This window comes from Spirulina sp. CS-785/01 (genome assembly GCF_028330525.1).
Classification (GTDB): domain Bacteria; phylum Cyanobacteriota; class Cyanobacteriia; order Cyanobacteriales; family Spirulinaceae; genus JAQMSD01.
This window is the reverse complement of record NZ_JAQMSD010000083.1, coordinates 1-11,980: the sequence shown is the minus strand read 5'-3', so window position 1 is coordinate 11,980 and position 11,980 is coordinate 1. Positions and strand designations below refer to the sequence as shown.

Sequence of the window (11,980 nt, the reverse complement as noted above, 5' to 3'; positions counted from 1 at the left end):
GGATGGCAGTTCTTCGGGAGAGGATGGCAGTTCTTCGGGAGAGGATGGCAGTTCTTCGGGAGAGGATGGCAGTTCTTCGGGAGAGGATGCAACGGATATTCCAGAACCTGGAATGATTGTGGCCTTGGGCAGTTTCCTGTTTGGCTTGTTTAGCGTCCAACGCAAATCTTCCTAGTTAACATCCTAGTTAACATCCTAGTTAACATCCTAGTTAACATCCTAGTTAACAATGGGAAATCGAAAAATAGCGATCGCCTTTTTCACAAAAAGTGCGATCGCTATAATTTTAGGGAACGGAACCAGGCAAGCTACAATATTCATGACTCGCTTTGTCATAAAACTTAATCGAAACTGAGGCAAGAAAAAGCAATGTTGAGGTTAATCACCGACTTTGATGGGCCGATCATGGACGTTTCGGAACGTTACTATCGCGTATATTTATTCTGCCTCAACCGGGTGAAACGCCCCGACCAAGAGATTCGTGTCCTCTCCAAGTCGGAATTTTGGCAGTTGAAGCGATCGCGGATGTTAGAAAAAGATATTGGTCGCCTCTGTGGGTTTGAAGAACAGCAAGCCCAAGAATTTTCCCGACTGCGACGGCAATATGTCCACAGTTTACCCAATCTTGTCCACGATCATCCCGTAGAAGGGGCCAGAGAAGCCCTAGAACGCATTGAACAAACCAATCTTGATTTAGTGGTTCTCACCATGCGGCGGTGTCGAGAATTAGAAATTCCCCTCAAACGACACAATTTAGAAAAATTTTTCCCGCCCTCCCAGCGTTACTGTATCGCCGATGATTATCAAATCACGCGGGATATTCAGGATAAACCCAAATTAATGGCCAAAGCCCTAGCGGAACTCCCTCCGGCGGCGGAGGTTTGGATGGTGGGGGATACGGAGGCGGACATTGTGGCCGCGAAAAATTACGGGATTAAAGTGATCAGCGTCCTATCGGGAATCCGGGATCACGCCCGACTCGCCCCCTATCGCCCCCATTACATCGTCAACACCCTGCAAGAGGCCGTCGAGGTGATTTTAGAGCAATCTCTTTTGGAACAATTAACAATTAACAATTAACAATGCTTGATTGCTTGGGCTTGGGTGTGATGACCCTGGCGAAGGTAGCCTACCTTTTTACAGGATTTATGGCTGAGTCTGCACGCTCGTCCCTTTCTAGGTCAACAAAAATTGAACAATGTCAATCAATGTCTAGCTTTCAACGAGCAGATTGATGGTTGGGACCAGTGCCATTCATCCACGGGTTTCAAACCCGCGGCTCTCTGACTGGCTTATTGTAGGCCAAGAGAGACTCAACGGTTGTAGTTGAGCCTCGTATCTTGGGCAATTGGGCTGATCTTCAGCGTAAAAAACTACTGGTTAACCAGAACACCATAAACGTCACTAACTCCGCAAACTCAATGGGCATAATTCCCCCATTGCCTGTTGGGGTACTCATTAACCCGGACAAGAGGCCGCCAACCCCCAAACCCACGACGAAAGCAACTAGGGTCATTAACAAAGCCCGGCCAAAGCGTTTTTCTTTGCGATTGAGAAAATATAAGTTGGCACAAAACCCTAGGGCCAACGCAAAGGGGAGAAAGGCCATTTGGCTTCCCTGAGCGAGGAGGGTTAACACGGCCAACCCTAAAAACACCCCAGACGGCCAGAGAATGTCATTTCTCGATGGCGTATCAATAAATTGCTGTAACCAATTAGAAGACGACTCCGAGGCCATGGGAGTCACCGTCTTAGGGGGTTGTAAATTGCGTTCGGGAAAACGAATGCGATCGGGAACTTTAATTTTTCCTTCCTGCCGCATTTTCAGGCGATCCATGATAATGGCATCATAGGCCGCTTCAATCCGTTCTACGCGCTTGGCATCCTCTCGATACTGCTGAGTCAGACGACTCCTTGCATTCTGGATGTCCTCAAAGGATGAATCTTTGGTGATCCCAAGGGTTTCGTAGGGATTTTGCTCGTTCATTAACTAAAACCTCCAAGATAGTCCCAGCTTTGCCTATGGCGACTACAAACTCTTACACTGGTGGATATGCTAGATTCAGAATTTTAAATTTTTGCTACTGTCCCTCTCAAGAAGAGTGTAGCCTGAACCTAAGATGAGTTGCTGTCTATCCCTATTGTAAGATTACCCATGTCTTAGCAGGGTAAGGACGGGAATGACTTCTGATCAGGTTGCGATCGCTACTCACCATTTATCATCAGGGGCAATCTCTATTTAAATCTATTTAAATAACCCCAGTTGTGCCACCATTTTTGTCTAGAATTCTGAGTACACCCCCTAGTTTTTGTATCCTACAGCTACATTCCCAAAACATTATTTTTTTATCCTGAGCGAGAAATAACTATGGCTACTGACTCTGCCAAAATTCTAGTTGTGGATGATGACCCCGCCATCCGAACTCTAGTTCACCGCTTTCTCACGCAAAAAAATTATCAAGTGGAGTCGGCGGCTGATGGGGAATCCGCATTAAATTTATTTGATACCTTTAACCCTCACCTAGTGATCCTCGATGTGAACCTGCCGGACTCATTAGGCTATAACCTCTGTGAGGAAATGCAGCGTCGGACTGATGTTTTTGTGCTAATGCTCACCAGTCGAACAGATACCGAAGATAAAGCCATTGGGTTTAGGAAAGGGGCGGATGACTACTGCACCAAGCCTTTTGACCTCCAAGAGTTAGAATTTCGGGTCCAAGCTATCCTCAAACGTAAAAGGATGGTGAATGCGGCTGCCGAAAAAGAACCGTTAGTGTTGGGTCATTTGGTCATTGATCCTGAACGTCGGGAGGTGAAAGTCCATAATAAAACTATTTCTTTCACCTCCTTGGAGTTCGATCTCCTCTATTTTCTCGCCACTCACCCAGGGGAAGCGTTGAGTCGGTCTCGCTTAATTGCAGAGGTTTGGGACTATGACCAAATGGTGGGGGATCAACGGGTGGTGGATGTCCATATTGGACAAATTCGCAAAAAAATCGATGCCAACGCCTCCCAACCGTCCATGATTAAAACGATTCGAGGATATGGCTATCGCTTTGAAGTTCCGGCTAATTTAAAGGACGGAAAATCCTCCTAATCCTCCCATTAGGCTTTTGAGGCATCTTGAGACGGGGAAGACGCAGACTCAGCAGGGGGAGTCTGAGTTTCTTTATTTTGGGATTCGAGTTGGGCGTTCATTTTCACGGAGTTTTCCAGTTGATCCGCTTCACGCTTAAACTCGGTTTGAAATTCGTCCGCCGCTTCTTGAAAACCCCGAATAGCTTGTCCGAGACTCCGGCCAATTTCAGGGAGTTTTTTCGGCCCGAAGATCAGCAGCGCAATGCCTAAGATCAGCATCATTTCCGGGAGACCAACACCAAAGATATTCATAAGGTTTGCACAGTATTATTCGCCATTACCGTTATGGTAGCTTACGTGGGTGAGCTTGTGCCGACGAGGGGAGGGATGGGGGATTTTTCTCCCTGTGGGGATAAAAAAACCCCAACAAGCGGGGTTGGGGGTTTCGCAAATTCATTTATTTTGCCAATAATGAAAGCTAGGAGTCTAGTTCCCTAGACTTTGCCAATCTACATCAAAGCTGTTCAACAGCAGATCAGAGTTGTAGATTTGCAGAATAATCAATAAGAAAACGAAGAATAAGAGCATGAAAACACCCATAACTGGGGTTGTTCCCCAACCGGGGGATACTTTCCCGTATTCAGAGTTGAGGGGTTTCAGGATGTCGCCCAGCCTAGTACGTTGTGCCATATTTCACCAAATCTTGAATCTATGTGAGTTTTGTTAATCTTCGTAATATTATAGAGCGAAGGGACTCATAATTCTAAGTTAATCTATGGATTCTACAACAGTTTTTATCATTAGTATCGGTGCGTTAGTCCTTGGAGTGACCGGATATGCGGTCTATTACGCTTTTGGCGCACCTTCGGCGGAGTTAAATGATCCTTTTGAAGATCACGAGGACTAATTCAATGACCCCCACCTACTTCGTGAGGTGGGGGAGTGGGGAGAGATAACCTTCCCGTAGCTGCGAATAGCTCTCCAGGGGTATTGCGGATTAACACTACTGGTCGTTTCTCTAGACCGGATTAGTTGATAATCCATTACCAATTACCCATTACCCTCTATACCACAATAGTCTTAATTTGCCAAGGACTAATTAACAAATCTTCATGTGTCGCCGATTGGGGGGAGAATTCTAGAATATTGGTAATTTCCGGGGGAGTGAGGGGGAGGGGGGTGGTTAAACGAAATTCTCCGAGGTTTCCCAATCCCTCATAGAAGCGTAGTACATATTTATTCGGGTTGTCCTCACTTTGCTTGCAGGCCATGAGGATTAGATTATTTGTACCAATGTCTAATAAAGATTGATTGGGAGGGAGTTTTCCTTGGGGGTGTGAGGGGATGTCACAAACTCGTAAGGGGGTGTTGAGTTCGTACCCTTGATAAATTGTACCTGCATTTTGCCAAGAATGGACGTGGGGGAATATACCATAGGTAAAATGATGAATCCCTCGATCTGCGGTGGGATCAGGCCAGACGGGACTTTTTAGCAGGGTTAAACGGAGTTGGTTGGGTTTGCTGTCGTAGCCGTATTTACAATCATTGACGAGACTGACCCCATATTGATTATCCCCTAAATCGGCCCATCGGTGGCCGAAGACTTCCCATTTGGCTTTTTCTGCGGGGGTTTGGGGATAATTTGTCCTAGAAATTGCACCACAGGCAATTTCGTAGGTGGTGGAGTCTGCGGAGTGGTTAAAGGGAAATTTTGCTTTAACTAAGACGTGGGTTTCTTGCCAATCGACGGTGGTGGTAATTTTTAAGAGGGGGGAATAGGAGTCGAGGATGTAGTCTTGGGTGAAGGTGGAGTGGTTGAGTTTGCGGATGATGCGAATGCGCGATCGCAGCTTTCCCTTCTCCATCCATTGTATTGATTTTAATTCCCCATTCCCTAAAAAATTTCCTTCATAATTGGGATCAATATTCCACGCATCCCAGTATTGTCTTTCCTCCTGAAACCCTTGCAAGACATTCCCTTCACCGTCTAAGACTTCTTGCTGAGTCATCCGATCATAAATACTTTTAATGTGTCCATTTTGCGGATTGAGGGCAATTTTAAGGTATTTGTTTTCTAGGAGAAACCTATCGAGTGTTGGTTTCTTCTCTAATATGTCCACCTCCCCCTGTTGTTGTGACGAGGGGGATTTTTCTTGCATCCAAAAGAGACGGTATCCCACCGAGGGGATATTTTCGGCCAAAAACAGGAGAGTATTTTCGGGAGTCCATTGGGTGGGGAGGGGGTTTCCGTCACTCTCCCAGACTTCCCAGTGGGGATGGGGGAGAGAGAGGGAGATAATTTGCGATCGCACCCAATTAAGAGTATTAAAGACTAAAAAGGGTTTTGCAGTGGGAGAGGGAGGAGGAGGGAGAGTGAGAGACGATGCAAGGGCCGTTAAACTCTGTTGGGCCAACGTTTCTGCGGTTTGTAATGCGGTTTCCCAATCTTGGTTTGCAGTGACAAAGACTTCAGGAATAGAGGTCCCCGGTAAAATATCATGGAATTGATTAAACAACACTTGTTTCCACGCTGCTTCTAAAGATGCTTTGGGATAGTCTTGTAACTCCAGTAAGGTTGCCAGAGAGGACAATAATTCTGCTTCATACAAAGTCCTCTCGCAGTGACGGTTAAACCATTTTTGGTCTGCGTGGGTGGTATAACATCCCCGGTGTAATTCTAAATATAATTCATCTCTCCAGACAGGAAAAGACGATGATTTCTCTTGTAAGCGAGTTAAATATTGTTCAGCAGTAGTAAAGTGAATTTGCGGAAACAAGGGAGACATTTGCCACCGTCGTTGGACTTCCAACATATCCCGACTGGGACCCCCTCCATGATCTCCCACCCCTGGCAACCAAAATATATCTTGAATTCCCGTTTGGTCTTCCCATTGGACTGCATAATTCGTCATCGTCTGGGGGTTAGTATCCATCACCCCAGTTACATTAGGAGGAGACATCAGAGTTAAAAGTTTTGTCCCGTCGGGAGACTCCCACCAAAACACCCCATAGGGAAACTCGGTACTATCATTCCAATGGAGTTTTTGAGTTACAAAATACTCAATCCCTCCCTGTTGGAGAATTTGCGGGAGTTGCCAACTAAAACCAAAGCTATCGGTTAACCAGCAAATCGGATTAATTTTGCCAAACTTTTCCTTAGTGTAACGCTGGCCATAGAGGAGTTGTCTGGCCAAGGATTCCCCAGAGGGTAAATTCACTTCCGGTTCAATCCACATTCCCCCTAAAGTCTCCCAATATCCGGCTTTCACTGCTACTTGGATATTTTTAAATAAATCCGGTTTATGGTTTTCTAGCCATTGGTAGAGGGCAGGACTGGTGTGGCAAAATGTTAGTTCAGGAAACTCTTTTTTTAAATTGAGGACTGACTGAAAAGTTCGTTGGGCAACCTCGTAGGTTTCCGAGACTTCCCACAACCAAGCCATATCTAGGTGGGCATGACCGAGCAGATAAAAGTGCCGTTCTTTGATATCCTGACAGGAGGGGGTTAGGGTATCTTGGAGTTGCTGTAAACAGGTATCAAATTCTGTCCGGTTGTGGACTTGCGACCAGTCAATTTGGGCTAAATTTTCTTGGATTTGCTCTAGCTTTCTGGGGGCAAAGCGAGTATAATATTTATGGAGAGTTTCTAGCTCGTCGGCAATCCAGCCGGGGTCGGGAAAATTTAAGTTTTCATAGACTAATTGGGATTTCATTAATCCCCCAATATCGTGTCCCGGACTTAGACAGCGTATAGCAACTCTAAATTCTTGACCGGGAGTTGCGTGGGGGGTTAATAAAATTCGGGCTGAGGAGTCAAATAAATCTCCTGCTTGGACTAATTTTTGATTGACAAAAATTTGGGTATCTGCGGACCACCATGTTAAACACAGTCGCAGGGTAAGTCCGGTTAAGGGATACTGGTTTAACTGTTTAGGAATAATTAACGATTGAACAAACCAACGGACTTTATTATTGGCCTCCCAAACGAGATATCCGTTCTCGTTTTTACTTGCTTTTTTCCCTTGTTGGGGGTTGAGGGGAGGGCAGGTTAGTTGATTTGTATTATTGTCGGTGGTGAGGGTGAAATTTTCTGTAAAATAAAACCAGTTTGCTTGAATGTCTAACTGGGTTAATTGACGTAGTTTTGTGACGGTTTCAAGGATTGAGGAATTCACGGTTTTTTCAAGATGGGGGAGATAGGGTGACGGGTTAAAAGGTACTGGAAGATGACTTTTTTGAAAACGGATTAAGTTATTTTTGGGGTTCTACTTATGGTAAGCTCTAAAGAGCTTATTACGAACCTCTATTATTAACTGGGGTTGTGCTTTATTTTTTGTTTACGCTTATTCAGCGACTAAAAACTCAATATCAGGAATGAGGGGGTCTTTTACTCTCCCGACTCCTTGGAATTTCCAACGGTTTAAGATGTCGCGCAATTGGGGTTTTGTGACTGCTTCTACTGTAAAGCGATCGCGGACTTCTCCTGCATGAGTATTCACATAACTTAACGCTTCAGACTGTTCAGAAAACAACAGTAAAAACCCAGTCCGATCTTGTTCTCCCCGTGGACGGGCTACGATATATTGACCATTTTGGTTAGACCGTAATAAATAATTTAAATCTGCTAACATTTTTCCTTTATCTCAACAATAACACCAGACAAACTCCTGTTGCATAAATTAAGTTTTAGCTCCTGTAACCAAAGCAAACCTAGGGATTTCAGGATATTTCTCTTTATTGTATCGCTCTTGTTATAAGATGGGAGTATCCTGCAACTTTTCTTAAATTTCTAACGTTCAACCCCTCTAAGAGAAGACAAAACAGTTATTGAAAAGAATAGGGTGGCATTGACTAAGCAAAGATTATCCTTACCCCTAAACTTTATGAATCACTTTTTCCAAAAAATCCAAAATCAAATCATCATTGTTCTCGTCCTATGTACGTTAATTCCCGTCCTTATTGTCGGTGGATTTGGGCTACAAAGTTCGACCCAATCCTTATCTCAAATTGCCATATTTCAACTCCAAGAAAAAGTCGTTGAAGAAACCAGTGCTATTTCCTCATTTCTAGAAGGTCGCATTCAAGATATCTTTTTTCTTAGTGATCTTCCCTCCCTACAATCCTTAATTAATTTCCCTGACTCCCCAGAAGAAAATGATAATAATAATCCCCCTCAACCTCTCCTCAGCCGCATTCAAGACACCTTTGCGGCCATAGCCAAAGCGAAACCCTATTATATGCAGCTTCGCTACATTAATGAACAGGGACAAGAAGTAGTGCGGGTGGACTCCGATGGGAGAAACATCCAAATTATCCCCCCTCAAGACCTGCAAAATAAAGCAGACCGGGGTTATTTTCAAGAAACCATGACACTGGCCCCAGGAGAGTATTATGTTTCTCCCTTTAATTTAAATCGAGAACGGGGAGAAATTGAACAACCGTTTAAACCTGTCATTCGCTATGCAACCCCCCTCTTTGACCAAACCGGACAACGGAAAGGGATTCTCATTGCCAATATTTTCGGGAAACCCCTCTTAGATGAGTTGAGACAGAGTGAATTGCGAGAAGGAGTAAAACTCTATTTACTCAACCAAGATGGAGATTATTTGCTCCATCCTGATTCTAATCGGGAATGGGGGTTTGATCTGGGGACAGAAAGCAATATTCAGCAGGACTTTCCCCCCAGCATGACCCAACCTATTTTAGAAGACACCGAGGGAGATGGGGGGAGTTTACAAGAGGGGAATGTATTTCTCCATTATCAAACCTTGTCCTTAGACCCAGACCAACAACGGGCTTTAATTGTAGTAGCGAAAGTCCCGAAACAAGTGGTCTTTGCGGCCACGCGGACTTATACTCGTGTTGCGAGTCTGATTGTTATGGCCGCGGTTGCCATCTCACTCACCCTAGGACTCCTCCGCATCAGACAACTCACCCAACTCCTCAAACGCTTACTCTCCAACGTCACCCACTTTTCCCACGACATCCTCCACACCCTGCACCAGCAAGAAAATATTACCCAAAAACAATCCACCTCCGTCAATTCCATCACCCAAACCATGACCGACTTAGAGGAGTCGGCCCAACAAAACACCCAACAGGCCCAACAAGTCACCGAAAATGCCCAACAGACCTACACCCTCACCGAAAACGGCACACACCTCATGGAAAACGCCCTACAAGGGATGTTATACCTGCAAAAGCAGGTAGAAGCCATCCAACAGCAAACCGAGCGTCTGGGGTCACAAACTGCCAATATAGGCAACATCTCCACCTTGGCCAACCTCGTGAGTGAAATTGCCACCCAAACGGATATGTTAGCCTTAAATGCAGCCATTGAAGCCGTCCGTGCCGGAGAACAAGGGAAAGGGTTTGGAGTCGTGGCCGGAGAAATTCGCCAATTGGCCGACCGCAGTCGGGAGGCCGCCGTAAAAATTAGTACCATAATTCCTGAAATCACCGCCGCTATTGACTCCACCCTAGCGGCCACCCAGGAAGGGGCAAAAACGGTTAATGAGGGACTGGAAACCTCCAATCAGGCCGAAACCGCATTTATGACAGTACAAGAACGCGCCGAGCGTGTGTTATCGTTTTCCGAGTACATTATGAACAATGCTCAAGCTCAAGCGGAGTCCATCGAGCAGGTGGTGACGGCCATGTTAAGCATCAATCAAGGCTCAAAACAAAGCACAGAGGGCATTCAAGCCCTCCAAGAGCAAGTGCAACACCTCACCCACCATGCCGAATCACTCCAGGAGAGGATTTAAAAATCTCCTTAAATTTTGCAAATTCTGCAAACTATTAGTTTGACCTACAGGAAATGTAGGATAAATTAGAGCTATTCTGGCTATAACGACAGACATAGAGAGACCCAATGAATAAAGAACAATTAGTTAAAGCGATCGCTGCTCAGACAACAACCACCAAAAAAGATGCTGAGAAAATTTTGACAGCAACGCTTGAAACCATCATGGAGACAGTCGCCACTGGCGATAAAGTAGTTTTGGTGGGATTCGGTACATTTGAACCCCGTCACCGTAGTGAACGGACTGGGAGAAATCCCCAAACCGGAAAACCCATGACCATTCCCGCAACCACTGTTCCTGCCTTCTCCGCAGGGAAGTTGTTTAAGGAAAAAGTCGCTGAATCCTAAGCTGACTCAGTTCTCAAAAAAAACCGTGGTCCTTTGGGATCACGGTTTTTTGGTAATGGGTAATGGGTAATTGGTAATGGGGGAGATGGGGGAGTTGATAGTTGATAGTTGACGGTTGAACCACAAAGACACAAAGGACACAAAGGGGAGATAGGGGGGAATAAAGAACCCACTGTTCCCTGTTCCGGAGTTCCCTGTTCCCTTTTTCCCAAAGAACCAAAAACCAACAACGGAACAGCAAACCCCTGAATTGCGTCTGGGTCAAGGATGCTGTATCGAATTTGGGGATAACAGACATGACCGCTTCTCCTTGGACAACGGGTTTTTCGCTGCTGGTTTTGCTTTCTGGGGGTTTAGTTGTGCCGAATGTCGCTTTTGCGCAACATCAGGACTCCCAAATTGCTCAATTATTTCCCTCCTCTGGACGACCGGGGCAGCTTCCTGATTCGATTCCCCGTGTTACCATTGCTCAAGGGGTGGTGATTCCTACGGAGTACGAAGACGCGGAAAAAATTTTGATGACTAAGGAGGAGACTGTTCCCCTCACGTTGACGGTTTCTGCTAATATCCGCGATCGCAATTCTCGCTTACTCATTCCCTACGGCAGTCAAATTAAAGGAGAATTACGACCGGAGTTAGAAGACTCTGACCTAGAGGAGTCGAACCGAGAAGACTCCGAGACCGAAGAGACAGAAGAAACCCCAACCCCCCAAGGAGTGCGGTTTATTGCCCAAGAATTAGTCCTGGAAGACCGAACTATCCCCATTGATGGGAGTTCGGAGTTGATCACCCGGACGGAAATGATTGACGAGGGGACGGATACCAATGCAGTCTTAAAAGGGGCTGCCATTGGGGCCGCTGCTGCTGCGGTGATAGGAGCAATTACGGGTGATGTGGATTTTATTGAAGTGTTGGGAGGTGCGGGTGCAGGGGCATTAGGGGGGTTAATCACCGGACGGAAGAAAGTGGAGTTATTTTCCATTGACCCGGATACAGATTTGGATGTTATTTTGCGATCGTCTCTGGATTTATAGGGTTTGTTGTTTGTTCTTTGTTCTTTGTAAACAAGGAAACAGGAAACTCCGGAACAGGGAATAGTTTGTTCTTCGTTCTCCTCCATCTCCCCTTTGTGTCCTTTGTGTCTTTGTGGTTCAACCGTCAACTATCAACTATCAACTCCCCCATCTCCCCCATTACCCATTACCAATTCCCCAAAACATAACATTTTGTGTAGAAATGTTTAATCTTCTGGGAGAAGATGCACAGTTTTTTGCCTGAGATGCTACTGTTTATGGTGTTTGGCAACTAGCACCACTCATAGGGAGGAGAACACTGTGACTTTATCTAATACGACCCTGGAATCTCAGGAATTTCATGAAGATATCAGTGAGTACGTGGCTGAACTCCAGCTTCACATGACGTTACAAGCGCGAAACCTTGTCCCATCCTTACAAGAGAAACCTGCGGTAGAAGAAAGTCGTCAGCAATTATTATCTGAAACTCAAGCCAATATTGAAAAATTAGTCTCTCGTCAAGAAATTTGGGCTTGTCGCCTTTAAAGTTTTATTGGAAAAGTCTGTAATTTTTGATACTGAAAGCCTTGGATTGATCCGCTCGTTGAAAGCTAGACATTGATTGACATTGTTCAATTTTTGTTGACTTAGAAAGGGACGAGCGTGCAGACTCAGCCATAAATCCTGTAAAAAGGTAGGCTACCTTGAGAGGGTGATCACACCCAAGTGTAAACGC

At 45.4% G+C, this 11,980-nt stretch carries 12 protein-coding genes; 7 read left to right on the top strand and 5 right to left on the bottom strand.

Annotated features, from left to right (window positions below; genetic code table 11):
• Positions 1–369: 369 nt before the first annotated feature.
• Positions 370–1,080 (top strand): HAD family hydrolase, encoded by a 711-nt coding sequence (locus PN462_RS04670; RefSeq protein ID WP_272126846.1) that lies wholly within the window; start codon positions 370–372, stop codon positions 1,078–1,080.
• Positions 1,081–1,360: 280 nt separating this feature from the next.
• On the opposite strand, the gene PN462_RS04665 is transcribed toward PN462_RS04670, so the two are convergent.
• Entirely contained in the window at positions 1,361–1,987 is a 627-nt protein-coding gene (locus tag PN462_RS04665) for a CPP1-like family protein (RefSeq protein ID WP_272126845.1), read from the bottom strand.
• 381 nt (positions 1,988–2,368) lie between these two features.
• On the opposite strand from PN462_RS04665, the gene PN462_RS04660 reads away from it, so the two are divergent.
• Positions 2,369–3,097, top strand: a complete 729-nt coding sequence (locus PN462_RS04660; protein WP_272126843.1) for a response regulator transcription factor — start codon at positions 2,369–2,371, stop codon at positions 3,095–3,097.
• 8 nt (positions 3,098–3,105) lie between these two features.
• Here the strand turns inward: PN462_RS04660 and PN462_RS04655 are convergent, their stop codons facing one another.
• A complete protein-coding gene (locus PN462_RS04655) occupies positions 3,106–3,390 on the bottom strand; it encodes a TatA/E family twin arginine-targeting protein translocase (RefSeq protein ID WP_272126842.1) in 285 nt (94 codons plus the stop codon).
• Between the two features lie 174 nt (positions 3,391–3,564).
• Positions 3,565–3,768: a photosystem II reaction center phosphoprotein PsbH gene (gene psbH / locus PN462_RS04650; protein ID WP_272126841.1), complete on the bottom strand. Its 204-nt coding sequence runs from the start codon at positions 3,766–3,768 to the stop codon at positions 3,565–3,567.
• Between the two features lie 85 nt (positions 3,769–3,853).
• Here psbH and psbN point away from each other — a divergent pair, with 85 nt between their 5' ends.
• The gene (gene psbN, locus PN462_RS04645) at positions 3,854–3,985 is read left to right on the top strand and encodes a photosystem II reaction center protein PsbN (protein WP_272126840.1); all 132 of its coding nucleotides are present in this window, start codon (positions 3,854–3,856) and stop codon (positions 3,983–3,985) included.
• Between the two features lie 157 nt (positions 3,986–4,142).
• Here the strand turns inward: psbN and PN462_RS04640 are convergent, their stop codons facing one another.
• On the bottom strand, positions 4,143–7,253 hold the full coding sequence (locus PN462_RS04640; protein WP_272126838.1) for an alpha-mannosidase: 3,111 nt from the start codon (positions 7,251–7,253) through the stop codon (positions 4,143–4,145).
• Between the two features lie 168 nt (positions 7,254–7,421).
• Positions 7,422–7,709 carry a hypothetical protein gene (locus PN462_RS04635; RefSeq protein WP_272126837.1) on the bottom strand — a complete coding sequence of 96 codons (288 nt, stop codon included), beginning with the start codon at positions 7,707–7,709 and terminating at the stop codon, positions 7,422–7,424.
• Between the two features lie 252 nt (positions 7,710–7,961).
• Here PN462_RS04635 and PN462_RS04630 point away from each other — a divergent pair, with 252 nt between their 5' ends.
• The 4 genes from PN462_RS04630 (at position 7,962) to PN462_RS04615 (ending at position 11,790) form a co-directional block, all read left to right on the top strand.
• Positions 7,962–9,845, top strand: coding sequence for a methyl-accepting chemotaxis protein (locus PN462_RS04630; protein WP_272126835.1), 1,884 nt, complete (start codon positions 7,962–7,964; stop codon positions 9,843–9,845).
• Positions 9,846–9,952: 107 nt separating this feature from the next.
• Positions 9,953–10,231 (top strand): HU family DNA-binding protein, encoded by a 279-nt coding sequence (locus PN462_RS04625; protein WP_272126834.1) that lies wholly within the window; start codon positions 9,953–9,955, stop codon positions 10,229–10,231.
• A gap of 296 nt (positions 10,232–10,527) precedes the next feature.
• Positions 10,528–11,265 (top strand): hypothetical protein, encoded by a 738-nt coding sequence (locus PN462_RS04620; RefSeq protein ID WP_272126833.1) that lies wholly within the window; start codon positions 10,528–10,530, stop codon positions 11,263–11,265.
• Positions 11,266–11,565: 300 nt separating this feature from the next.
• Complete coding sequence (locus tag PN462_RS04615; protein ID WP_272126831.1) at positions 11,566–11,790, top strand: hypothetical protein; 225 nt, start codon at positions 11,566–11,568, stop codon at positions 11,788–11,790.
• Positions 11,791–11,980 lie beyond the last annotated feature (190 nt).

Bases quoted from the DNA above. Each gene is read 5' to 3' on its own strand.
- PN462_RS04670 (WP_272126846.1), top strand. From the start codon at position 370: ATGTTGAGGTTAATCACCGACTTTGATGGGCCGATCATGGACGTTTCG.
- PN462_RS04665 (WP_272126845.1), bottom strand. From the start codon at position 1,987: ATGAACGAGCAAAATCCCTACGAAACCCTTGGGATCACCAAAGATTCA.
- PN462_RS04660 (WP_272126843.1), top strand. From the start codon at position 2,369: ATGGCTACTGACTCTGCCAAAATTCTAGTTGTGGATGATGACCCCGCC.
- PN462_RS04655 (WP_272126842.1), bottom strand. From the start codon at position 3,390: ATGAATATCTTTGGTGTTGGTCTCCCGGAAATGATGCTGATCTTAGGC.
- psbH (WP_272126841.1), bottom strand. From the start codon at position 3,768: ATGGCACAACGTACTAGGCTGGGCGACATCCTGAAACCCCTCAACTCT.
- psbN (WP_272126840.1), top strand. From the start codon at position 3,854: ATGGATTCTACAACAGTTTTTATCATTAGTATCGGTGCGTTAGTCCTT.
- PN462_RS04635 (WP_272126837.1), bottom strand. From the start codon at position 7,709: ATGTTAGCAGATTTAAATTATTTATTACGGTCTAACCAAAATGGTCAA.
- PN462_RS04630 (WP_272126835.1), top strand. From the start codon at position 7,962: ATGAATCACTTTTTCCAAAAAATCCAAAATCAAATCATCATTGTTCTC.
- PN462_RS04625 (WP_272126834.1), top strand. From the start codon at position 9,953: ATGAATAAAGAACAATTAGTTAAAGCGATCGCTGCTCAGACAACAACC.
- PN462_RS04620 (WP_272126833.1), top strand. From the start codon at position 10,528: ATGACCGCTTCTCCTTGGACAACGGGTTTTTCGCTGCTGGTTTTGCTT.